Below are 23,556 nucleotides of genomic sequence, written 5' to 3'. Positions count from 1 at the left end.
TTATCATTAATGATCTAAAGCAGGCGTCGGGTTGGCGCCTGCTTTATTTTTTGTTCACCGGAATTATTCATAGCAAAAAGAATAGAGAAGAGGCGCTAGCGGGTACGATGAATAGTGAAAAGATCCGGTGTGCAGGAGAATGTGTTGGCCTTCCCCCGCGGATTAACCGCTAAAGTGCGATTGGGGCGCGATTGTCGGCAAAACGATGGCGCTCAGACGCTGGGGCGGGTTAGCTTGAGGGCCGTTGCTATCTAGCGGAGGAAACGATGGATCATAAGCCTGCCCTGATCTTCGATGTCAACGAGACGCTGTTGGATCTCGATCATCTCGCGCCACTGTTTAACCGTCTATTCGGCTCGCCCCACGTGCTGCGTGAGTGGTTCGCTCAGTTGGTGCTGTATGCACAATCCCTAACCTTGAATCACCACTCGCTGCCCTTTGGTGTCTTAGGCGGCGAGGTATTAAAGATGGTCGCCGCGACGCACGGCAAGACGCTTCCGGCGGGGGCGTCGCATGATCTGCAGCGTGCTATCGCCACCTTGCCCGTCTGGCCGGAGGTGCCGCAGGCATTGGCGCGGCTGAAGGCCGCAGGATTCTCCCTGTATACGCTGACCAACAACAGCGCGGAAGTGTTGTACGCGCAGCTCGATGCGGCCGCGATCGCCCACTACTTTACGGCGTGTTTTAGCGTCGATGAACTCGCCGCCGCCGCCTTTAAGCCCGCCCCCGCGGTGTATCGCGCCGTCGAGCAGCGGCTCGGCTTGGCGGGGAGCGCGTTGTGTCTGGTGGCCTGCCATCATTGGGACATTCTGGGCGCACGTAGCGCGGGCTGGCAGGGGGCGATGCTGCTGCGGGCCGGTAACGCACCGCTCGGCGTCGGCCCACAGCCACAGTTTGTCGCCCATGATTTGGCGCAGTTAGCGGATCAGCTGATTAGCCACGTTGCCACGCCGACGTCAGAGGGCGGTGCGGGGGGCAGACTGACACAATAAAAGATGCCTCACCCGGCCACTCCAGCGCTATCACCAGCAGCCATGCGCCGAGGCAACAGCCAATCCGCATGCCGGGAAGTCATGCACTCCAACCGATCAGTCCGGGACGGCGCATGGGGAGTGGCGCAGGGGCGGGCATCAGTGCAGCGGTAGCGTAACGTAGCGGCAGAGGAACCGCGCCTCGTGCGCCTCATCCAGCCGTATCTGAAAAATGTCGTGTTCATCCCGTGGCGATGTTGCTTCGCGCCATGCCTGAAAGCCCTGTAAATTTATCCGGGTGATAATTTGATCGGGCGTTTCTCCCTGCGTCAGCGCTTCCACCACCTGTTGCAGGGGGAGAGGCAGCGTTTGTGCAGGCCACGTCACTTCAACGCTGACGAGTTGGCGGTGTGTCCGGGGTATCATCGGTCAGTTTCTCCGTGGTTTCGCTGTCGTTCAGCCATAAAATAGGGTCATTTTTCGCCGTTACAACGCTATCCGGACGGTTCCATCATACGGTCGTGCTGCCGTACTGTTTTTCCATATAGTGGGAGCGTGGGCGATGTGCGCGCTGTTTTCCGCCATCAGCAGATGCGTTGATGGCCCACGTTGCCACATCGGCGTGAATGGGGCGCGGGGGCAGGCTGGCACCATAAAAAACGCCCCGTCACGCGGGGTGACGGGGCGTCTGTGAGGCAGGGCGGTCGCGCTATCAGCGCACGATGATGCCCAGCAGGATGCCCACCACGCCAAAGTCGGCGTCGCTGAAGGTGGTGTTGGCGATGCCGATCTGGCCGAGTACCGGCAGCAGGAACACCGGCAGGAAGGTGATCAGCAGCCCCTGGGCGAAGGCGCCCAGGATGGCGCCGCGCCGCCCACCGGTGGCGTTGCCGAACACACCCGCCGCCGCACCGACGAAGAAGTGCGGTACCACGCCCGGGATGATCACCGTCATATTCAGCGCGTACAGCACGAACATGCCGATGACCCCGGCGGCGAAGCTGCTCAAGAAGCCAACCAGCACCGCGTTGGGGGCGTAGGGGAACACCACCGGGCAGTCCAGCGCCGGCTTGGCGTTGGGCACCAGCTTGTCGGAGATCCCCTTAAAGGCCGGGACGATCTCGGCGATCACCATCCGCACACCCTGCAAGATGATGTACACCCCGGCGGCGAAGGTGATGGATTGCATCAGCGAGAACATAAACCAGTTCTTGCCACCGCTCACCTCACGCACATAATCACCGCCGGCGAACAGGCAGGTGATGATAAAGATGATGAACATGGTGAACGAGATCGCCACCGGCGTATCACGCAGGAACAGCAGGCTCTTCGGCACATTCATGTCTTCGGTAGAGTGCTCTTTGTTACCGAACTTGCTGCCGATAAAGCCGGCCAGTACATAGGATACCGTCGAGAAATGGCCGATGGCCACGTCGTCTGAGCCGGTGATCTTTTTCATGTAGGGATGGGCGATGGCCGGGAAGAACACCATACAGAAGCCGACGATCAGCGAACCGACCAGCACCAGCATCGTGCCCTGCATCCCGGCGGCCGCCAGGATCACCGCCACCATCATCGACATAAACAGCGTGTGATGGCCGGTGAGGAAGATAAACTTCCACGGCGTCAGGCGGGCGATAACGATGTTGATCAGCATGGCGAAGAACATGATCATCGCCATCTCACGCCCGAAACTCTTCTGAGCGATGGAGACGATGGCCTCGTTATTCGGCACCACGCCATTAATACCGAAGGCATGTTGGAAGATGGCGGAGAAGTCACCCAGCGAGCTGACCACCAGACCGGCGCCGGCACCCAGAATGACAAAACCCATGATGGTCTTGATGGTGCCTTTAATGCATTCGGTAACCGGTTTTTTCTGGGCGATTAAGCCGATGAGTGCGATCAGGCCGACTAATATCGCCGGTTCGGATAGCACATCCTGCATCAGAAAACGGAAGAATGACATAGTGCCTCCACTACAATGCGCCGAGTTTACGCAGGGCGACGCTCAGACGTTCTTTCATCGCCACTTTATCGATCATGTTATCCAGCGCGACGATCTCGCCGCCGACCTGCTGGGCGACCAACTGCTCGGCGATATCGGCGGTACCGACGAAAATATCGCTGGCGGTGCCTTTGGCGGAGCCTAAATCGACATGGTTAACCTCGGCGTTGACCTGCAGATCTTTTAGGATGGTCTTGATGCTCATTTCCATCATCAGACTGGTGCCTAAACCGTTACCGCATACCACTGTGATATTCATAATTATTCCCTCGGTGTAATTCGTAATTAGTAACGCGCGATGACTTGCAGGATCTCATCGACGCTTTCTGCCTGTTGCAGCCTATCGATATCGTCTTGGTTATCGAATAGCTCGGCGAGTTTGGCGATGATGCCGATGTGGCTATTACTATCGGTGGCGGCCAATACGATCAGTAATTTAATCGGATCGTTACCGGCGGAGCCGAATTCGACGCCGTGTTTAATCACGGTCAGGCCTAATGCCAATTGATTAACGCCATCTTCCGGGCGTGCATGCGGCATTGCCATGCCTGGGCCCAGCACATAATAGGGGCCGATTTTGTTATGCGACTGAATAATGGCATCGACATAGCCAGGGGTAATCGCATTATTTTCTATCAGTGGGGCACAGGCGGTTTGAATCGCCTCACGCCAGTCCGTTACCTGCTCGATAACCTGAATGACGTTGGGGGTAAGCAGTTTCGTCAACATTCAATCGGCTCCTGGTCATGTCGGCTGTTTTTTTAAAATGATTCTCTTGTGAAAGGCATAGTAGAGAGCAATGGTAGCGCTATCTAGTTCGAGGAGGTGATTTCGTGATAGCGCTATCATTTTGCTGCGAAATTAATCCGCCGGCGCTCAAAGCGCGTCGCTGCGCTGATCATCGGCGGCAAGCTGTGCTACCGTAAGACGGTCAGTGATCAATGTGAATACACCCTACTTCATGGAAAAAACACGCAAGAGAAAAGGCACCGGGCGCGTCACCCTACAAGAGGTCGCACAACGAGCCGGTGTCGGCTCGATGACGGTATCGCGCGCGTTACGCACCCCCGAACTGGTCTCCGCTAAGCTGCGCGCCAAGATCGATCAGGCGATCGCCGAGTTAGGCTACATTCCAAACTCGGCGGCGGGGATCCTGGCATCGGGGCAGAGCCGTACGGTGGCGGTGGTCGTCCCCTCGCTGCGTGATTACGCCAGCTCGGTGTTCCTGCAATCATTGCAGGCGGCGTTGAACGACAACGGCTATCAGGTGGTCATCGGCTGTCACGATTACCAGGCGAAGAGGGAGGCCGAGGTACTTTCTACGCTGCTGCAGAGTAGCCCGGCGGCCCTAGTGGTGTTCGGCGCGCTGAATGCGGAGCAGGCCGTCGAGCTGCTCGCCAACAGCGCGTTGCCGGTGATCTGCGCCGCCGGCGAGGACGCATACCCCTTCGCCCTGAACCTGCAGAGCAATATCGGCGATGCGGCCTACTTCCTCACTGAGTACCTGCTGCGGCAGGGCCACCAGCGCATCGGCTATATCGGCGCCCAGATGGGGCGCAAGATACAAGGGCAACAGCTGAGCGGCTGGAGCCGGGCGATGCTGCACCATAACTATAGCGCCGAACAGAGCATTACCACGCCCTATGTGGCGACGATGGAGTTTGGCCGCCAGGCCATCAGCGACATGTTGACCCGCCAGCCGGAGCTGGAGGCGGTGGTATGCAGCCACGAGGCAATCGCGCTGGGGGTGCTGTTTGAATGCCAACGGCGGCTGATCAAGCTGCCCGGCATGTTGGCGCTGGCCTGCGTCGAAGGCTCCGCCAACTGCGACCAGATCCACCCCTCGTTAACCTCGCTGCGTATCGATTACGACAAGATGGCGCATGAGGCGGCGAAGCGCCTACAGCAATGGCTGGCCGCCCTGGATGGCGAGCATCCTGGCGCGCCGCAGACGGTGATCTTCCCCTATAAGTTTGTCGCTCGGCAGAGCGCCTAGGCGCGCGACCTACCCGTTACATCCCAGCTCGGCGGAGATAGCCCCGGCGGTGGCGCGCTCCCCATGCGACATCAGGCGCGGTGGGCGGGGTCTGCCTCGCCGTCGCGCTGTACCAGTGCGATCAGGGTGCAGGGGGCCGCAGGCGCGCTATCGGCGCGCACGGGCTGGAGCTTTCCGCTCTCTGACAGGGTAAACAGCGGAATGACGCCCTGGTGCATCGCCAGGTACTCCGGCCAGCCGAAGTTCTTATTCAGGCGAGTGACCTTGATGATGGCGCCTCTGGCTATCAGGCTACTCAGTTTCCCGTAGCTGGCCTCGTGATTGAAAAGGCTCTCGTGGCGGCGGAAACGCGCGCTCTCCGCACGATCGCCGCGTCCCTTCAGCGGCGAGCCGGAGCGGATCGCGAAGACGTTCTCATCGCCGAGGATATGGCCGAAGTGGTAGATGGCCAAGGCGTTCTGGTGGCGGTTGGGCGACAGGGCGAATACCTGCGCCGTCTCGCCGAGATTGAGGTAGTTTTCCGCGTGCTCGGAGTAGGCGTGGCCGTAATAGGCGGGGATCCCCTCCATGCGCGCCTGGCGGTAATACTCCCAGCTGCTGTCGCTGACGATGACGGGGATCTCCAGCTTGATCAGCGCCTGGGCCAGCAGGCGGGCTACGCCGTTGGCCCCGATGATCAGTACGCCGCGCGGCTTACGCTGCTGGACGCGTAGCAGGCGGGCCACGAAGCGGCTGGTCAGGCTCTGCAGGATGACGGTGCCGATGATGATGGCGAAAACCACCGTCACCAGCCGTCCGGCATCCGGGTAGCCGCTGCGTTGCAGTGTCAGGGCAAAGAGGGCGCTGACGGCCGCGGCGACGATGCCGCGCGGCGCGATCCAGCTGAGCAATAGCCGCTCGCGCCACCGCAGCGAGGAGCGCCAGGTAGAGACGGCGATGCACAGTGGCCGGGCGATGAACTGCACGGCGCACAGCACCCCGATGAGCGGCCAGCCCATCTGCCAGAGTGCCGCGATATCGAGGCGTGCCGCCAGGATAATGAAGAGGGCGGAGATCAGGATGACGGAGAGCTCCTCCTTAAAGGCGAGGATATCGCTGGTATCGACATCGCGCATGTTGGCCAGCAGGATGCCGATCACCGTGACGGCCAGTAGCCCCGACTCGTCGGCGATGGCGTTCGACAGGCCGAAGGCGGCCAGCACCGAGGCGAGGACCGCCAGGTTTTGCAGATAGCTTGGCACCCAGGCGCGGCGCAGGCTAACACCGATAAGATAGCCGCACGCCAGCCCAACGAGTAGGCCGGACAGGACGGTGCTGCCCAGCGTCCAGAAAAGATGGCCGTAAGACCGGGCGCTTTGTTGCAGGACGATGAATTCGAAGACCAGCAGCGTGAAGATGGCGCCGATGGGATCGATGATGATCCCCTCCCAGCGCAGCACCTGGTTGACGCGGGCGTTCGGGCGCACCACGCGCATCAGGGGGGCGATCACCGTGGGGCCGGTGACCACGGTTACCGCGCCGATCAGCGCCGCTAGCTCCGGCGGCAGCCGCAGCAGCCACCAGCAGGCGAGGCCGATGACGGCAAAGGTGACCAGCATGCCGATGCTGACCAGGTTACGCACGACGCCGCCCAGGCCGCGTATCTCCTCCCGCCGCAGCGTCAGCGCGCCTTCGAACAGGATGATCGCCACCGACAGGGAGACGAGGGGAAACAGCAGCTCGCCAAAGAGCGGGTCGGGCTGTACCAGGTGGGTGACCGGGCCGAGAACAATCCCAAACAAGAGCAGCAGCAGTATGGCCGGTAGGCGCAGTGACCAGGCGGCCCATTGCGCCAGCAGGGCGCTTAATCCAATCAGCACCAACATCAGCGGGGCAGATAACGCCATAGCGATCCCTTTCTGTAGACAGCGCGGTTAATGGGGACAGGTTTCTCTCTATTCTAGCGGGTCTATTTTTAGTCATCATTTATATAAATTCGCATCGTTCATTGTATTTCTGAATTTGATTTATATTGATGATCAATGGGTTGGAATTGTCTGAATCTGTATCGCGCCGATCGGCGGGGCTGAGCCCCCGAGCCCGGCGATATCGCGTTTTACCCGCGCTGTCCCTCGGCCGCGGGCTGTCCGGTAGAAAATTTCTTCGATCTTTAAGGTAACTTTTACCGTCTCCGACGGGTGTAAAGATGATCCCTGTTTTTTTCTCTACACACTGGAGTGTTGCCATGTTAAAGCCGATTGAAAGCCGTTCCCGTGAGCGTAAGAATCTGAGCGGGCTGTGGCAGTTTGTGCCGGATGTACAGCGTTGTGGTCACCGTGAACAGTGGTGGTGTGGGCCTTTGCCGGGTGCCAGATCCATTGCGGTACCCGCCAGTTTTAACGATCAGTTTGCCGATGAGGCCATCCGCAACCACGTGGGGGATGTGTGGTATCAGACCGAAGTGCGCGTACCGCGCGGCTGGGCCGGGCAACGGATGGTGCTGCGCTTTGACGCGGTAACCCATGGGGCGACGGTGTGGGTAGATGAAACCCAGGTGATGGCGCATCAGGGGGGATATACCCCGTTTGAGACGGACATCAGCGCTCTGCTGGCCGGACGTGAGCAGGTGCGCGTCACCGTCTGCGTCAATAACGAACTCTCCTGGCACACCATCCCGCCGGGGCGGGTCACCGAGGTCAACGGTGAGCGCCGCCTGCAGTATAGTTATGATTTCTTTAACTATGCCGGGATCCATCGCCCGGTATGGCTCTATTCGACGCCGCAGGATTATGTCCGCGATGTCTGCGTGACGACCGAAATCAGCGCCGACGGGGCGCAGGGGCTGGTGCACTATGCGGTCGATGCCGGCGATGCCGGCGTGCAGTGCCGCCTGCTGGATGAGCAGCAGAACTGTGTGGCCGAGAGCGAGGGAGGCGAGGGGACACTGACGGTCGCCAACCCACGTCTATGGCAGCCGGGGGAGGGCTATCTGTATACCCTGCAGGTCTGCGCCGGGGAGGGCATCGATGAATACACCCTGCGGGTGGGGATCCGCACCGTGGAGGTCACGGAGAGCGCCTTCCTGATCAATGGTAAGCCGTTCTACTTTACCGGTTTTGGCCGTCATGAGGATGCGGATCTGCGCGGCAGGGGGCTGGATCCTGTGCTGCTGGTGCACGATCACGCCCTGATGCGCTGGATCGGCGCCAACTCGTATCGCACCTCCCACTACCCCTATGCCGAGGAGATGCTGGACTGGGCCGATGAGCACGGGATCGTGGTGATCGATGAGACGCCGGCGGTGGGGATGATGGCCCTGAACGGCTTCACGCTGGATCTCTCCTCCCGTCTGGATGAGAAACTGTTTTGTGAGGAGCGCATCGGCTCTCAGACCCAGCGGGCCCACCTGCAGGCGATCCGCGAGCTTATTGCCCGCGATAAAAACCACCCCAGCGTGGTGATGTGGAGCCTGGCGAACGAACCTGATGTGCGCGAGGCGGCGGCGCGTGACTACTTTGCTCCCTTGGTGCAGGCGGCACGAGAGCTGGATCCCTCCCGTCCGCTGTGCTGCGTCAACATCATGCTCTGCCCGCCGGACAAGGACACCATCAGCGATCTGTTTGACGTGCTGTGTCTGAACCGTTATTTCGGCTGGTATGTCAACAGTGGCGATCTGGCTACCGCCGGGCGTGAGCTGGAGCAGGAGCTGTCGGTATGGCATGCGCGGCACCACAAGCCGATCATCATTACGGAATACGGGGCCGACACCCTGGCCGGGCTGCACAGCGTATATCCGGAGATGTGGAGCGAGGAGTTTCAGGCACAGTTTTTAACCACCTATCACCGGGTATTTGATCGTCTGCCCTACGTGGTGGGGGAACAGGTGTGGAACTTCGCCGATTTCGCCACGGCGCAGGGGATCCTGCGCGCCGGCGGCAACAAGAAAGGGGTGTTTACCCGCGACAGAAAGCCCAAGGCGGCGGCTTTTACCCTCAAGGCGCGCTGGACGGCGGTGCAATACGGGGTGAAACCCGCGGGTGACAAGGGGGGAGCGCAATGAGTCAGTCACTGAGCTGGAGGGCGGTGATTGGCTATGGCTGTGGCGACATGGCCAATAACTTTGCCTTTGCCATGGGGGCGCTGTTTCTGCTGAGCTATTACACCGACGTGGCCGGCGTCGGTGCGGCAGCGGCGGGGGCCATGCTGCTGTCGGTGCGGATACTGGATGCCTTTATCGATGTGATCGCCGGGCGGGTGGTGGATAAGACCGATACCCGCTGGGGTAAATTCCGTCCCTATCTGGTGTTCGGTGCCCTGCCGCTGATGCTGTGCAGCATACTGGTGTTTTCCGTGCCCGCCGACTGGTCGCACGACGGTAAGGTGCTCTATGCCTATGCGACCTATATTGCCCTGAATATTTGCTACAGCTTCGTCAATATTCCCTATGGTTCGCTGGCGACGGTGATGACGCAGGATCCGGCGTCCCGGGCCAAGCTGGGGATGGCGCGCTCTATCGGCGCCGGACTGACCTTTGTGCTGATAGGTTTTGTGATTTCGCCGCGTCTCAGCTCCTCGACGCCGGCCGAGCTACAGACCCTGTATACCCAGCTGACGCTGGTACTGGCGGTGGTTGGGATCGCGCTGTATCTGTTCTGCTTCGCCAGCACCCGCGAGGTTGTCCAGCGCCAGGTGGCTCAGCCATCGTTTAGGGAAAGCCTGGGGACGCTGCGTCGGAACCGACCGCTGTTTATGCTGTGCGTTTGTGCGCTGTGTACCCTGGGGGCCTCTTTCTCTGTCAGCGCGAGCACCATCTTTTATGCCCGCTACATCTTAAATGATGTGTCGCTTTTGGCGCTGTTTGTGGCCATTCAGACGCTGCTGGGAATGTTGCTGGCGGCGCCCTCGGTGCCGTTCCTGGTACGTCGGTTGGGTAAGCGGAATACCTTTCTGGCCGGGCTGTTGTTGGCCGCATTGGGGTACCTTCTCATGTTCTTTATGGCCTCGCTGCCGGGAGTGCTTATCTCCCTTGTGGTGACCACGCTGGGACTGAGCACCTCGATGACGGTGATGTGGGCGCTAGAGGCGGATACCGTCGAATATGGCGAATGGTGTACCGGTGTGCGTATTGAGGGGCTCACTTACTCGCTGTTCTCCTTTACCCGTAAATGCGGGCAGGCCATTGGCGGTTCAATTCCTGCCTTTATTCTGGGGTACAGCGGTTATGTCGCGAATAGCGCTACCCAGAGCCCCAGCGCCCTGCTCAGTATTAAGCTGTGTATGACGCTGATCCCGGCCGTTTTGATTCTGGGCGGATTTCTAATCATGCTTTTCTACCCGCTGAGCGATGCGCGCTTTGCGGAAATTATCGGTGAGATTAAACAACGAAAAATACAGTCTGGGGGAGGCGCGGTAACACCGTAAAAATAAAGAATGGAACGCTGTCGCGGTATGACGTATCGGCAGGCTATTTTCTGAGAAATAGTCTGCCGGCACCGCAATAAATAAACATACCACTTTATATTATTTTTCACCGGGATATAAAAATGAAAATTAAAATAATATGCCTTGGTTTATTGGGCGCGGTGATGACGTCGTCGCTGGGCTACGCCGCCGCGCTACAGGATGAAGAGGACTATATCCGTCTGCGCCTACGTAACGATCTGCGCCGGGCCGATAAGCCCAGCGCCGGGGACGGGCGGGATGTCTACGCCTGGGTGCAGGGGGTGATGCTGGATGCGAACAGCCACTACTACCACGATATTATCGGCATCGAGGGGGGGGCCTACTATGTGTATAAACTGGGCACCCGCGCCAGCGCATCCAGCCGTTTTTATCTCGACGGCCACGATAGCTTTGGCTATGCCCTGGGGGCGATAAAGGTGAAGCTGGGGGAGTATGGCAAGCTGAAAATCGGGCGCTTCGGCACCGATGCGCTGTATGGCAGTCTGCCCTATTCGGTGCCGATGATCGACGGCGCCTCTAACCGCACCCTGCCGGTGGTGTCAGAGGGGGCAATGGGGCAGTTTGCCCTGACAGATCGCCTCGATTTATGGATGCTATACCGCCAGCGGGTCTTTACCGCCTTCGATGCCGATAAAGGGATTCGCTATGAAGGGGTGTTCAACCCACAGACCGGGGAATACGATGTGCATCGTCCGCTGGGGGCGGTCGCCGCCGTTTACCGGGATGACAACAGCCAGTTTGGCACCGGGGTGTCTTATCAGTCCGATGTGGCCCTGCAGGCCTCCAGTACCCTGAAGTATACTCAGACGCTGCAGAATGATACCGCGCTACAGTACGATGCCATCCTCTATTATGCCAGCCTGGACGGGATGAGCCGACGGGCGGGGAAACCGAATGAATCCATTATTGCTTCTGCCTCGGCGGCGTGGAAAGTGGGGCGCTGGGGAGTGTCGGCGGCGTTTGAGAAAGTGACCCATAATCTGGGATACGCCGTTAATACCGATATCGGCTACCCGTTCTCCCTGTCGATGGATCGTAACCATGAGGGGATGTGGTCCTATCAGGTGGGGCTGAGCTACAGCCCGTTGCCGAATATTAGCCTGATGCTGGCGCCGATCTACACCGACGGCTGGGAGTCATCGGAAAAGCGGGTGCGGGTGCAGGGGGTCGGCCTGCTCGGCGGCGTCTCCGGGCGCATACCCTCCGGCCCGCTGGCGGGGCTGACGGCCTTTATCGCCGCCGACCGTACGCGGGAGAAACGCCCGGGCAGCCACCTGGGCGATCGTCTGAACTATTGGGATATTAAGGGCGGCATTCAGTATGACTTTGTGCTGAAGTGAGGCGGCCGATGGCCGCCGCCCCGCGGGCGGATAATCCCCCGCTGCCGCGAATACCGCAGTCATTCACTGCGCGATGGATAGCGCAGTGAATGCGCCCTGGCTGTGGTTAGGGAATTAATGCGTCGACCTGATCAATAATCCGCTGCCGGCGTTTTTCCGCCATTCTCTTTGAAAATGCGCGAATCGCGGCACCCAGCGTCGAGTTCCGGCCAGACGCCGGCGTAGTATCCCGCTGGGGATGATGATCGTCGGCGCTATCGAATGTAGAGGCGCTCGATGTCCGGTTGACCACCGGTGAGCCGATATAGCCAGGGAATAATGTATCGATATACCACATACTACACCTCGATTAAGCGTATAGGTTAAAAATAATTTGACGTCGCGCCGGGCAATATTCGGCGCGTGGACTGACTATTCTTACCTACGCATGAGCGGGTGTTCAGAATCGTCATTCCGTCGCGTTGCCGAACGATGGGGGGTCGTCTGATGCTGCGCTGAACATGTCTGCTCTCCTCAGGGGGAATGAACGGGTGATAGACAGTATGCGCCGATAAAGATAAACGTAACCTGTACCGGCCGGCGGGTTTTATTGTCGGAGCCCCGCCATCGTATTACGCCCGGTTTCGGGGCGCGGATATTTATCCCCGGTTTGTCGCCACATTTTGCCTAGCAAAATGGGATTTGTTGAAATAACGCGGGGGAGGTGTTATCCGTGAATTTGCATTTTGTCATCAACGATAGCGCGGCGCCGGGGGATCACGATCCATATCTCAGACGTGTTTATGACCCGGCGGCGTTACTTAATTATATTGCCGATGGTTATCGTCATCGCGATTAATGCTATGGATAGGGTTAACTTCGCCGTGTGGATTCCGGCGCTTCAGAAAGATTGGCACTGTAGTCTTGCGCCGAACGGCGATATCTCTTTTGTCTGGGGCATGGCCTATGCCCTGTTTAATTTCCCTAGGGGATGGTTGACAGATAAGCTGGGCGCGCTGCGCCAGGGCGGGCCGCGGGTACCACAGGGTGTGTCGGTGATGAGTATTGACGAGCTTACGCTGGCGGCGATCCTGGATGTGCCGCTGACGGCGGTGCACGTTTCGCGCGATGTCCTGGGGAGCGAGGCGGTGCAGGTGCTGCAGCCGCGGCGGCGGCGACCTTGGGCGCCGTATGGCGCGCGGCTGCTGTACGGAGCGCTGGTGGTCAGGGCATCGGTGCGGCGGATCCGAGCGGGAAACCGGCGCGGGGAGGTCTCCAGCGAGGGGGGCGATGACGACCGTCGAGGCCGGTGCCAATATCGATCGGGAGCAGCCCTGTTTTTGCAATATACATATAGCGCGGTCCGTTTCTTGAGTGCGATCTCATTTTTGCCGCTGAGGGGCAGGGATGATAGCGGGGATAAACGGGGTCGCCCGCGTCGCCTGAGCGCCGGGCGGTCGCAGCGTATGACGATCCGAGGGGAGGCGAGACGATGGGTTATCGGTTGGGCGGCGCTGTGCTGCTGTGTGCATTGACGGGGGCGGCCTGGGGGGCGAGCAAGAGCAAGAGCTATGATGTATTCATTATTCCCAGCGACGGGATGGAGACCCTGCTGGCACAGACCACGGCGCAGCTGGGGCAGTATCATTTGACCAGCCTGGCGGCGCAGGGGTTTCAGCCCCATGTCACGCTGTATCTGGCCGAGTATGGGCCCGATGTCCTGCCGCGGCTGAAGCAGGAGGTCGCGGCGCTCAGCCAGCGTCAGCGGGCGTTTCCCCTGCGTCTGACCCACCTGGTCCAGACGCGCGGCGACTGGCTGATGGTGGCGGTAAAGAACAGCCGGGAGCTGCAGGGCCTGTCGGATACGCTGGTGCGCCGGCTGTCACCCTATCGTGATAAGGGCGCACCGCTGCCGAGCTGGGTGAAAGCCTATCCGGAGAAGAAGGCGGCCTTTGTCCGCTATGGCAGCCCGAATGTGTTCAGCCACTTCGATCCCCACATCACCCTGCTGGCGCAGAGCGACCATGCGGCGCTAAGCCAGTTTATGCAGCATGATGGTCAGCGCTTTGGCGCGCAAACCCTAGAGGCGGTTGGGCTGGGGATCGCGGAGACGGACGCCAACGGACAGAGCAAGACGGTGCTGGCCCGCTACGATTTTGCCGCGCCGAGTGCGGGACAGTAAGGCTATCGCTTAGCGACGGATGATGCGACCGTCGTTGCCCTGGCCGTCGCGCGCCTGCTTGAGTTTTTCGGCGCCGGTGGCCTGGATCAGCCACAGCGAGGTGAAGCCGCGCAGATTGCCGTAGCTGTACTTGGGGTTGTTCGGCTCCAGCGGCTGGGTGACGGTCAGCAGACGCTCGCCGTCACGGCGGCGGGTCTTATGGAATGAGACATAGATATCGTCGTCTTTCAGGTGAAATAGCACCTCCTGAGCGACGATGTCGGCATTAATATCGTTGTCCGCCACGCTCCACAGGAACATGACGATCTTGACCGGGCCAAAGGAGCTGTCTTCCACCAGATGGACGTTGATTTCGCTGGTCTGCAGTTTATTGCCCTTCAGCGCATCCTTAATTCGCTCAACCAGAATGGCGGCCCGTGATTTGGACATGGTCGTTTCCTTAAATGGTGAAAATGGCCGGGCCTGGGCGAGTATCCGCCCGCCCCACGGCGATACATGATTATCTTATCGGCTGTCTTATCGATTATGTTATCGGGCGCTCACCCGCGGCGTGCGTCGCCGCACGGTGGGCGTTTTTTCCGCAGAGGTTGACGCGGCGCGGGCGATCCCTATTAACAGTCTACCGCAGACACCGCCAGAGTGGTATCGCCTGGGCGGTGCGGATGGGCTTTAGCTGAGGGATAAAAACGCCTACTATATTTCCCCCGCGTAAATGGATGTGACGAAAAACGACAGCGACGCCGTTGTCCCCGCTGTACTCCTCGTCCCCGACTGCGGCCTGGTGGCGTCCGTCTCTGCGGCGGCCGTCATACCCTACCAATAATAAAGGTGATAATGATGGGTGTTTCTCAAAGGATTAAAGGTTGGGCTGCGGCCTGTTTGCTGGCCGTTTCCTGCGTGGCTTCGCCGGCGTTTGCCGCGCAGTCCGGTAAGGATATGAGCATTTGGTTTGACGTAGGCGGCCCGGTGGGTGAGTCCTATGTGACGGTGGTGCAGAACGGGGCTAAGCAGGCGGCCGAGGATCTGGGCGTCGATCTGCGTCTGGTTTACTCCGACTGGCAGCCGCAGAAGATGATCGAAAACTTTAAGCAGGCGCTGGCGGCCAAGCCGACCGGCATCGTGGTGATCGGCCTGCCGGGCGACACCGCCTATCAGCCGTTAATCAAGGAAGCGATCGATAAGGGGATCCTGGTGACCTCTATCGACACCGAGCTGCCGGGCACCATGGCGGCCGAGCAGAGCAAGGGCTTTGGCTACGTTGGCGATAACAACGCGGTGCGCGGTCTGCGCCTGGCCAAAGAGGCGGTGCGCCGCAGCGGGCTGAAGGCGGGCGATCGCGCGCTGGTGTGGGGGCTTAAAGATCGCGCCGCCCGCAGTGAGTCAACGCTGGGGCTGATCAAGGGGCTGGAGCAGGCCGGGGTGAAGGTCGACTTCCTGCAGATCTCACCGGAGGTGGACAAAGATCCGTCTCTGGGCGCACCGGCCTTTACCGCCTATATGGCGACCCACCCAGATGTGAAGATGGTGCTGGTGGACCACGGCGCCCTGACCGCGCAGATGGGCAACCTGATGCGTAACGCCGGGATCAAGCCGGGCGAGGTCTACGTGGCGGGCTTCAGCCTGTCGCCGGCGACCGCCGAGGCGATTAAATCCGGCTATGTACAGCTGGTGGCCGATGCCCAGCCCTACCTGATGGGCTACTTCTCCGTGGTGCAGATCGTCCTGAGCAAGCGCTATGGCTTCTCCGGTCTGGATATCAACACCGGCGCCGGGTTTGTCTCTCAGGAGAATATCGGTCTGATCGCGCCGCTGGCCAGCCAGGGTCTGCGTTGATGACGCAGCCTGCGCTGGAACTGATCGGGCTGAACAAATGGTTCGGCCCGGTTCATGCCCTGCGCGATATTCATTTTCAGCTGTTCCCCGGCGAGGTCGTTGCCCTGCTGGGGGATAACGGCGCCGGCAAATCGACCCTGATCCGGGCGATCGCCGGCGCCGAGCGCTTTGATAGCGGCACGCTGAAGGTGGCGGGGCAGGCGGTCGATGGGCGGCGCTACAACGTGCTGGGGGCCCGCCGCCAGGGGATCGAGACCGTGTACCAGAATGGCGCGCTGGGTCTGGGGCAGTCGCTGTGGCGCAACCTGTTCCTGGGGCGTCACCTGCGCAACCGCTGGGGCTTTATCGACGAGCGGGCGGAGCGACAGCGGGCGCAGGCGCTGCTGCGCCAGCTCAACTTTCGCGGCGTCGGCGCCAACGTGGACGCGCTGGTCGGCCAGCTCTCCGGCGGCGAGCGCCAGGGGCTGGCCATCGGGCGTGCCATGCTGTTCGACGCCCGTCTGGTGATCCTGGATGAGCCGACCACCGCCCTGTCGCTGGGGGAGGTGGAGAAGGTGCTGTGCTTTATTGAGCAGCTGCGCGCCCAGGGGCGGGCCTGCCTGCTGATCACCCACAACATGGCCGACGCCTATCGGGTGGCGGACCGTTTTGTGGTGATGGATCGCGGCGCCATCGTCGCCGCCTACCCGAAGGATCAGCTGACGCTGGCCAGCCTGCAGCAGGCGTTGTTGGATGCCGTGAGGTCATGAGTCGATGAAACTGTTTTTTGCCCGTCACCGGGCGCCGCTGCTGACCGGGTTTATCCTGCTGCTGCTGTGGAGCCTGTTTGCCGCCATCAGCCCGGTGACCTTTCTGCACGCGCGGATTTATACCTCGCTGCTCTCCACCATTCCGCTGACGGTGCTGCTGGCGCTGGGGATGACGCTGCTGATCATCGCCCGCGAGATAGATTTGAGCTTTCCGTCGGTGGTGGCGCTGGGGGGCTTTGTCTTCGCCTGGCTGTATCAGCATACCGGCTCCGCTTCGCTGGCGCTGGGCGGTGCCGTGGGCAGCGGCATGCTGTGCGGGCTGCTGAACGCCCTGCTGGTGGTGCGCCTCAATATTCCGTCGATTATCGCCACCATCGGCACCCAGTTCTTTCTGGGCGGCCTGTCGACGGTGCTGGCCAACGGGCTGGCGATCAGCCTGCCGACGCTGCGCGACGATGGGCTGTCAACCCTGCTGGTGGGGCGCCTGGGCGACTGGCTGCCGGCGCAGAGCCTGTGGGGGCTCCTGGTTACGCTGGTGATGTGGCTGTATCTGGCGCGTCACCGCTATGGCGATCAGATCAACTTTATTGGCGATAACCCTGAGTCGGCGCGCCTGATGGGGGTGCCGGTCAGCGCGACCCGCTTCTGGCTGTTTATCGTGATGGGGATTCTCTCCGCGCTGGTCGGGGTGCTGCTCAGCGTCGAGATGAGCAGCTGGTGGCCAAACCAGGGACAGGGCTACATGCTGTTGGTGTTTGCCTCGGTGTTTATCGGCGGCACCTCGGTGCTGGGCGGGCGCGGCTCGCTGATGGGCAGCCTGTTCGGCGCCTGCATTATCGGCATGCTGGAGGCGGGGATCATCAGCGCCGGTCTGGACGGCTTCTGGACCCGTCTGGTGTACGGCGTGATTATTCTGGCGGCGCTGGTGGTGCACGGCTCTCTGCTGCAGCGCCGCCCGCGACGGCGTTAAGGCTGCGCCGTCGGCGCAGCGTATTGATTAAGGCAATCTAATGAGCAAGATCACCCTGATCGGCGCGGGCAGTATTATGTTTTCGCGTCAGATCATTTCCGCCCTGCTGTCCAGCCCGGTGCTGGCCGGCAGCGAAATCATCCTGATGGATCTGGATGAACAGGTGCTGGCGCGCAGCCAGCGCCTGATCGGTATGATGGTGGCGCAGTCGGGGGTGCCGGTGACGGTGCGCCACACGACCGACAGACGCAGCGCGCTGCGCGGTGCCGACTTCGTCATCAACGCCATCCAGGTCGGCGGCCTGGCGCCCTGGCGGCTGGATATGGAGATTCCGGCGCGCTATGGCGTGATTCAGGAGGTGGGTGACACCCTGGGGCCGGGCGGTATCTTCCGCGCCCTGCGCCATATTCCCCCGATGCTGGAGATTCTGCGCGATATGGAGGATCTGTGTCCGCAGGCGCTGTTCATCAACTACGCCAATCCGCTGGCGCCGTTGACCTGGGCGGCCAAAGAGGCCAGCGGCGTGCGCAGCATCGGCCTGTGCTACGGGGTGCGCTATACCGTGGCGCAGCTGGTCGGCTATCTGGGGCTGGGGCCGTGGGTTGACCACCCCTCCACGCCGCAGCGCTGGCAGCGCCTGATGTACCACGAGGTCCCGGCCGATATCGAGTATGGCTTTGCCGGGATCAATCACATGACCTGGATTACGACGCTGTCGCGCCATGGCGAGGATCTGCTGCCGCGGGTACGCGCCCTGGCGGACGATGAGCGTACTCGTCAGGCCGATTTGGTTCGCTGCGAGGTGCTGCGCTTCTTCGGTCTGTGGTGTACGGAGAACCACTGGCACTGCAGCGACTATCTGCCCTACTTCCGCAAGAACCCGCAGATGATCGACCGCTTCCTGCCGCAGCGCTGGAACCTGCTGGCGCTGGAGGAGCAGGTGCACGCCGCCGGCAAGGCGGAGATCGATGCCCAGCTGGCCGGTGAGCGTCCCTTCGTTATCGCGCCGAACATGCTCAATGCGCCTAAGCTGATCACCGCGCAGCTCAGCGGTGAGCGCATCCGTATCAACGGCAATATGGCCAACCGTCAGCCGCAGGGGCTGCTGGTGGAGAATCTGCCGGCGGAGTGCGTGGTGGAGGTGCCGATTTGGGTCGACGGCGACGGGCTGCACCCCCAGACGATGGGGCGTCTGCCGACCCAGTGCGCCAGCCTGTGCAAGAGCAATATCGCGGTGCAGGAGCTGGTGGTGCAGGCGGCGCTGACCGGCGATCTGGACGCGGCGCGCTATGCGCTCTCCCTCGATCCGCTGACCGCCGCCGTCTGTACCCTGGATCAGATCCAGGCGATGTTCGACGCGCTGTTTGCCGCCCAGCGGCAGTGGCTGCCGCAGTTTAACGCCGCACGGACGCCGGCCTGAGGCGTAAGGGGGGCGCGTGCTCCGCGCCGCCCTTACGGAGATCCCCGTCGGCCGCATGAGGCCGCATTGCCTGCCGAGGTCGTGGCGTGTTCAGTGATATCCTGCGGCTGCTGGCCGTGTTTGAGCGGGCGGCGTTGATGCTGATGATGCTGTTTTTCCTCACCCGTATTCGCCCGTTTCAGTCGCTGCTGCAGAAGCAGAAGCATTCGGCCATCGAGCTGGCCACCGTGTCGGTGCTGTTCTGCGCCTTTGCGGTCTTCAGCACCTACACCGGCCTGCGGGTCGAGGGGGCGCTGATCAACGTGCGCATTATCGCCATCGTCGCCGGTGGGATCCTGTTCGGCCCCTGGGTGGGCATCCCCGCCGGGATCGTCTCCGGGCTGCACCGTTATCTGATCGATGTGGATGGCTACACCTCGCTGCCCTGTCTGCTGAGCAGCGTGGCGGCGGGGCTGCTGGCGACGCTGATCTACTACCGGGTGCGCCGTTCGCGCCTGTGGCTGTATGGCATTTTGGCCGGCATGGCCTGTGAGGGGCTGACCATGCTGCTGATCCTGCTGCTGACCCAGCCCCACGCGGTAGGGATCGCTATCGTCGATCAGATCGGGGTGCCGATGATCGTCGGGACGACCTGCATCGGCCTGATCATCCGTCTGGTGCAGGATCTCAACGATGAGAAGGCGCTGATCGCCGCGCGTCAGGCTAAGCTGGCGATGGACGTCGCCAACCAGACGCTGCCCTATTTTCGCCAGATCACCCGCAGCGCGTTCGAGTCGGTGTGCGAGATCATCCGCCGCGAAATCGGTGCCGATGCGGTCTCGATCACCGATACCCAGGATGTGCTGGCCTACGCCGGCGTCGGGCGCGAGGAGTACGCGCTGGAGGGGCATCACGCCATCGGCCAGCTGACGCGCGAGGCGGTGGAGAGCGGCCAGATCCTGCTGAACAATAACCTCAGCAGCTATAGCCTGTCGGGCTTTCACTCGGTGATCATCATTCCGCTGCGCGAGCAGCAGGAGGCGGTGACCGGGACGCTGAAGATTTACTACCATCGCCGTTATCGGATCAGCGGCGCGCTGCGCGAGCTGGCGGTGGGACTGTCGCAGCTGATGTCTACCCAGATGGCGGTGGCGCGCACGGAGCAGCTGCGTGAAGGGGCGCGCAGGGCGGAGTTCAGCGCGCTGCAGAGCAAGATCAATCCCCATTTTCTGTTTAATGCGCTGAACGCCATCTCATCCCTGATCCGCATGGATCCGGATCAGGCGCGTCAGCTGATCGCCTCGCTGGCCGACTACCTGCGCTATAACCTGGCGCGCGGCGATAGGCTGATCGACCTGCAGGAGGAGCTGATGCAGGTGCGCAACTACATCGCCATCGAACAGGCCCGGTTTGGCCATCGGCTGAACGTGACCTTTGCGCTGGACCCGGTGTCGATCTCGCTGCCCAGCCTGCTGCTGCAGCCGCTGGTGGAGAACGCCATCCTGCACGGGATTCAGCCGCGCAGCGGGCCGGGGCAGGTGACCATTGAGGTGCGCGATGAGCCGACGCGGGTGCGCATCGCGGTGCGCGACACCGGCTATGGCATCAGCCAGGCGGTGATCGCCCAGGTGGCGAACGGCGAGTCCAGCGGCGACAGCATTGGGCTTGGCAACGTGCAGCAGCGTCTGCTGCTGCTGTATGGCGAGGGGCTGCATATCCGCCGCCTGGAGCCGGGAACCGAGGTCTGTTTCTATTTGCCGAAATCCGGGAGGAGCGCATGTTGACGGCGATCATTGTGGAGGATGAATACCTGGCGCGGGAGGAGCTGGCCTACCTGATCGGGCGTCACAGTCAGATCCGGGTGCAGGCGCAGTTTGAGGATGGCCTGGAGGCGTTCAAATACCTGCAGAGCCACCGGGTGGACGCGGTGTTTCTCGATATTCAGATCCCCTCCATCGACGGGATGATGCTGGCGCGCAATCTGCTGGGCCAGCAGCGCGGCGAGGGGGGGCCGGCGGTGGTGTTTGTCACCGCCCATAAGGAGTTTGCCGCCGAGGCCTTTGAGCTGGAGGTGTTCAACTATATCCTCAAGCCCTATAACGAGGCGCGCATCGTTCAGGTGCTGCAGCAGCTGGAGCAGCAGGCGCGGCGCCCGGCGCCCGGAAGCGTCGAGGTCAATGCGCCGGCGGCGACGGTCAATCTGACCAAGGGGGAGCGCATCATCGTCACCCCCTGTGAGCAGATCTACTACGCCGAGGCGGATGAGAAGCTGACCTATGTATACACCCGCGACGATCGCGTTGTCCTGTCGATGAGCCTGAGTGAGTTTATCAGCCGGCTGCCGACGGAGCGCTTCTTCCGCTGCCACCGCTCCTACTGCGTGAATATCGATAAGATCCGCGAGATCGTGCCCTGGTTTAACAGCACCTATCTGATCCACCTGCACGATCTGGATGCGGAGATACCGGTCAGCCGCAGCAACATCAAGGCGTTTCGCCAACTGATGCGTTTATAGCCTGCATTTTATGCGGCGCAGGGTGCAGTTCATTCCCGTCTAGCTGTATCTCATGCCTTTTTTGCCCGCCGCGCGCGGGTACATGCCTATAGTGCCTCTTAATTCGGCAGCGTATCGCCCGCCGCGAGCATTCGAGAGGTCACTATGGATTCATCTTGCCAACGTACCCGCGTACTGACGCTGATCGGTACGGTCATCACCCAGTTTGCCCTGGGCTCGGTCTATACCTGGAGCCTGTTTAACGCCCAGCTGTCGCAGCGGCTGGATCAGCCGGTCAGTCAGGTGGCCTTTACCTTCGGCCTGCTCAGTCTGGCGCTGGCGCTGGCCTCATCGTTGGCGGGCAAGCTGCAGGAGCGTTTCGGGGTGCGCCGGGTGACGCAGGGGGCGGGGATTGCGCTGGGGATCGGCTTTTTTCTGACCGCCCACGCCAACAGCCTGGTGATGCTGTACCTGTGCGCCGGGGTGTTGGTGGGGCTGGCGGACGGCGCCGGCTATCTGTTGACCCTCTCCAACTGCGTGAAGTGGTTTCCGCAGCGGAAGGGGCTGGTTTCCGCCTGCGCTATCGGCGCCTATGGGCTGGGCAGCCTGGGCTTTAAGTTTATCAACGGCCTGCTGCTGAGCCACGCCGGGCTGTCCCAGGCTTTCACCTACTGGGGGGCGATCGCCATGGTGATGGTACTGCTGGGGAGCCTGCTGATGCGTGACGCGCCGCCGCGTCAGGACAGCGCCGCCGCCGCGGACGGTCAGGATCGCCGCGTGGACTTCACCCTGGCGCAGGCGATGCGTCAGCCACAGTACTGGGTGCTGGCGCTGATCTTCCTCTCCGCCTGCATGAGCGGGCTGTACGTCATCGGGGTGGCCAAAGATATCGGTGAGCATCTGGCGCACCTGTCCGGCAGCATCGCCGCCGGGGCGGTGGCGATCATCGCCGTGGCGAATCTGGGGGGGCGGCTGGCGCTGGGGGTTCTGTCGGATAAGATGCCGCGCATCCGGGTGATTTCGCTGGCGCAGCTGGTGACCCTGCTGGGCATGGCGCTGCTGCTGTTCGTGCCGCTCAATGAGACGCTGTTTTACCTAGCGGTCGCCTGCGTCGCCTTTAGCTTTGGCGGCACCATTACCGTCTATCCGTCGCTGGTCAGCGACTTCTTTGGCCTGAACAACCTGACCAAAAACTATGGGGTGATTTACCTTGGCTTCGGCATCGGCAGCATCATCGGTTCGATCGTGGCGGCGCTGTTCGGCGGTTTCCTGGCTACTTTCTACCTGATTTTCGGTCTGCTGCTGGTGACCCTGTGCTGCTCGCTGCGGGTGGCGCGCCCGCGTCTGCCGCACGTCGATGCGCGCCTGGCGCTGGAGTCGTAATCCTTCCTGATGTCGCCCCTGCGCTTCAGAGAGCAACAACGGCGCGGCCGAAAGGCCGCGCCGTTGTTTGACGATGTTGCTCGGTTACGCGGCCAGCAGGCTGCGAACATAGTCGATAATCGCCGGATCCTGCCCCTGCTCAAACAGGCACTGCTGGAAACGCGCGCCGCTGACGGCGGTCTTGACCAGATCGCGATCGAGAGCGTTCAGGGTATCCAGATAGTTGTCCTTGATCACCGCCGCTTTTACGCGGTTGAGGATCGCCGCGTTGCGCACCTGCGGTTCGCGGCGATCCTGCGGGTAGCCCTGGCCGCGCTCGCCGGCGAAGGCCTTTTCAAAGATATAGCGCAGGTTCAGCTCGGCGCCCCAGCCAAAGCCCTTGGCGAACGGCAGCGACAGGGCGTTACCGTTATTGATCTGGGCGAACAGGAAGGCGTCGGCCGGATCGATGCAGTAGCCGCAGACGACGCCGGGGTGCGCGTTGAGGGAGAGCAGGGCGCCCTGACCGGTGCCGCAGCCGGTGACCACAAAGTCAACCGCGCGGGCGTTGAGCAGGATGCTGGCCATGATCCCCAGGTGAATATAGGTCAGATGGTGATCCTGTTCGTCGCACATGCCGACGTTATAGACCTGGTGCCCGCCGTCCTGTGCTACGGCGTTGAGTTCGTTCAGAACCACCGCATTCTTGGCGGCCTGGCTGTTTTCCATCATGAGTGCAATTTTCACAACATATCCTTACATCGTAACCCAAAGGAAGGGCGGGAATTGTCGCCGCAGGCGCGGCCCGCAGCGCGAATCCGTCCGCGAATC

General features: G+C 61.3%; 21 protein-coding genes and 1 pseudogene. 14 read left to right on the top strand and 8 right to left on the bottom strand.

Annotated elements, in window-relative coordinates; genetic code table 11:
- The first annotated feature begins 266 nt into the window (after positions 1-266).
- A complete protein-coding gene (locus L1P05_RS14540) occupies positions 267-992 on the top strand; it encodes a haloacid dehalogenase type II (protein ID WP_012849850.1) in 726 nt (241 codons plus the stop codon).
- Between the two features lie 138 nt (positions 993-1,130).
- Here L1P05_RS14540 and L1P05_RS14535 read toward each other — a convergent pair whose 3' ends face one another.
- From L1P05_RS14535 to L1P05_RS14520, 4 genes are all read right to left on the bottom strand, one after another.
- Entirely contained in the window at positions 1,131-1,397 is a 267-nt protein-coding gene (locus L1P05_RS14535) for a hypothetical protein (protein WP_041692541.1), read from the bottom strand.
- A gap of 286 nt (positions 1,398-1,683) precedes the next feature.
- The gene (locus L1P05_RS14530) at positions 1,684-2,940 is read right to left on the bottom strand and encodes a PTS ascorbate transporter subunit IIC (RefSeq protein WP_012849847.1); all 1,257 of its coding nucleotides are present in this window, start codon (positions 2,938-2,940) and stop codon (positions 1,684-1,686) included.
- 10 nt (positions 2,941-2,950) lie between these two features.
- Positions 2,951-3,238, bottom strand: a complete 288-nt coding sequence (locus L1P05_RS14525; RefSeq protein WP_005289977.1) for a PTS sugar transporter subunit IIB — start codon at positions 3,236-3,238, stop codon at positions 2,951-2,953.
- Between the two features lie 26 nt (positions 3,239-3,264).
- Positions 3,265-3,708, bottom strand: a complete 444-nt coding sequence (locus tag L1P05_RS14520; RefSeq protein WP_005289978.1) for a PTS sugar transporter subunit IIA — start codon at positions 3,706-3,708, stop codon at positions 3,265-3,267.
- Positions 3,709-3,940: 232 nt separating this feature from the next.
- Between L1P05_RS14520 and L1P05_RS14515 the strand changes: the two genes are divergently transcribed.
- A complete protein-coding gene (locus L1P05_RS14515; protein ID WP_034164767.1) occupies positions 3,941-4,975 on the top strand; it encodes a LacI family DNA-binding transcriptional regulator in 1,035 nt (344 codons plus the stop codon).
- Positions 4,976-5,046: 71 nt separating this feature from the next.
- On the opposite strand, the gene L1P05_RS14510 is transcribed toward L1P05_RS14515, so the two are convergent.
- The gene (locus tag L1P05_RS14510; protein ID WP_012849845.1) at positions 5,047-6,861 is read right to left on the bottom strand and encodes a cation:proton antiporter; all 1,815 of its coding nucleotides are present in this window, start codon (positions 6,859-6,861) and stop codon (positions 5,047-5,049) included.
- A gap of 338 nt (positions 6,862-7,199) precedes the next feature.
- On the opposite strand from L1P05_RS14510, the gene uidA reads away from it, so the two are divergent.
- From uidA to uidC, 3 genes are all read left to right on the top strand, one after another.
- A complete protein-coding gene (uidA, locus tag L1P05_RS14505) occupies positions 7,200-9,014 on the top strand; it encodes a beta-glucuronidase (RefSeq protein ID WP_012849844.1) in 1,815 nt (604 codons plus the stop codon).
- Positions 9,011-10,375: a glucuronide transporter gene (gene uidB, locus L1P05_RS14500; protein WP_012849843.1), complete on the top strand. Its 1,365-nt coding sequence runs from the start codon at positions 9,011-9,013 to the stop codon at positions 10,373-10,375. The genes uidA and uidB overlap by 4 nt, the downstream gene beginning before the upstream one ends.
- 122 nt (positions 10,376-10,497) lie before the next feature.
- Positions 10,498-11,757 carry a glucuronide uptake porin UidC gene (gene uidC / locus L1P05_RS14495; RefSeq protein WP_012849842.1) on the top strand — a complete coding sequence of 420 codons (1,260 nt, stop codon included), beginning with the start codon at positions 10,498-10,500 and terminating at the stop codon, positions 11,755-11,757.
- 106 nt (positions 11,758-11,863) lie between these two features.
- Here the strand turns inward: uidC and L1P05_RS14490 are convergent, their stop codons facing one another.
- A complete protein-coding gene (locus tag L1P05_RS14490) occupies positions 11,864-12,094 on the bottom strand; it encodes a hypothetical protein (RefSeq protein ID WP_012849841.1) in 231 nt (76 codons plus the stop codon).
- Positions 12,095-12,743: 649 nt separating this feature from the next.
- Between L1P05_RS14490 and L1P05_RS14485 the strand changes: the two are divergent.
- Both L1P05_RS14485 and L1P05_RS14480 read left to right on the top strand, forming a co-directional pair.
- A pseudogene (locus tag L1P05_RS14485) lies at positions 12,744-13,034 on the top strand (substrate-binding domain-containing protein); the annotation flags it as partial.
- 194 nt (positions 13,035-13,228) lie between these two features.
- Positions 13,229-13,918, top strand: coding sequence for a 2'-5' RNA ligase family protein (locus tag L1P05_RS14480; protein ID WP_012849838.1), 690 nt, complete (start codon positions 13,229-13,231; stop codon positions 13,916-13,918).
- Positions 13,919-13,927: 9 nt separating this feature from the next.
- On the opposite strand, the gene L1P05_RS14475 is transcribed toward L1P05_RS14480, so the two are convergent.
- Positions 13,928-14,347, bottom strand: a complete 420-nt coding sequence (locus L1P05_RS14475; RefSeq protein ID WP_012849837.1) for a hypothetical protein — start codon at positions 14,345-14,347, stop codon at positions 13,928-13,930.
- A 405-nt stretch (positions 14,348-14,752) separates the two neighbouring features.
- Between L1P05_RS14475 and L1P05_RS14470 the strand changes: the two genes are divergently transcribed.
- The 7 genes from L1P05_RS14470 to L1P05_RS14440 all read left to right on the top strand — a co-directional run bounded on the left by L1P05_RS14470 (position 14,753) and on the right by L1P05_RS14440 (position 22,746).
- Positions 14,753-15,751: a sugar ABC transporter substrate-binding protein gene (locus tag L1P05_RS14470; protein ID WP_226064139.1), complete on the top strand. Its 999-nt coding sequence runs from the start codon at positions 14,753-14,755 to the stop codon at positions 15,749-15,751.
- On the top strand, positions 15,751-16,500 hold the full coding sequence (locus L1P05_RS14465; protein ID WP_012849834.1) for an ATP-binding cassette domain-containing protein: 750 nt from the start codon (positions 15,751-15,753) through the stop codon (positions 16,498-16,500). The genes L1P05_RS14470 and L1P05_RS14465 overlap by 1 nt, the downstream gene beginning before the upstream one ends.
- 4 nt (positions 16,501-16,504) lie before the next feature.
- Positions 16,505-17,470, top strand: a complete 966-nt coding sequence (locus tag L1P05_RS14460; RefSeq protein ID WP_012849833.1) for an ABC transporter permease — start codon at positions 16,505-16,507, stop codon at positions 17,468-17,470.
- 40 nt (positions 17,471-17,510) lie between these two features.
- The gene (melA, locus tag L1P05_RS14455) at positions 17,511-18,890 is read left to right on the top strand and encodes an alpha-glucosidase/alpha-galactosidase (protein ID WP_012849832.1); all 1,380 of its coding nucleotides are present in this window, start codon (positions 17,511-17,513) and stop codon (positions 18,888-18,890) included.
- A gap of 137 nt (positions 18,891-19,027) precedes the next feature.
- Positions 19,028-20,653: a LytS/YhcK type 5TM receptor domain-containing protein gene (locus L1P05_RS14450; protein ID WP_045474943.1), complete on the top strand. Its 1,626-nt coding sequence runs from the start codon at positions 19,028-19,030 to the stop codon at positions 20,651-20,653.
- On the top strand, positions 20,650-21,384 hold the full coding sequence (locus L1P05_RS14445) for a LytR/AlgR family response regulator transcription factor (protein WP_196796973.1): 735 nt from the start codon (positions 20,650-20,652) through the stop codon (positions 21,382-21,384). The genes L1P05_RS14450 and L1P05_RS14445 overlap by 4 nt, the downstream gene beginning before the upstream one ends.
- A gap of 144 nt (positions 21,385-21,528) precedes the next feature.
- Positions 21,529-22,746 carry an L-lactate MFS transporter gene (locus tag L1P05_RS14440; protein WP_012849829.1) on the top strand — a complete coding sequence of 406 codons (1,218 nt, stop codon included), beginning with the start codon at positions 21,529-21,531 and terminating at the stop codon, positions 22,744-22,746.
- An 84-nt stretch (positions 22,747-22,830) separates the two neighbouring features.
- Here the strand turns inward: L1P05_RS14440 and L1P05_RS14435 are convergent, their stop codons facing one another.
- The gene (locus L1P05_RS14435) at positions 22,831-23,472 is read right to left on the bottom strand and encodes an RpiB/LacA/LacB family sugar-phosphate isomerase (protein ID WP_012849828.1); all 642 of its coding nucleotides are present in this window, start codon (positions 23,470-23,472) and stop codon (positions 22,831-22,833) included.
- Positions 23,473-23,556: the final 84 nt, after the last annotated feature.

Source organism: Edwardsiella piscicida, from assembly GCF_021733145.1.
Taxonomy (GTDB): domain Bacteria; phylum Pseudomonadota; class Gammaproteobacteria; order Enterobacterales; family Enterobacteriaceae; genus Edwardsiella; species Edwardsiella piscicida.
Note: the sequence above shows the minus strand (reverse complement) of the source record. Positions and strands in the feature narration are given on the sequence as shown.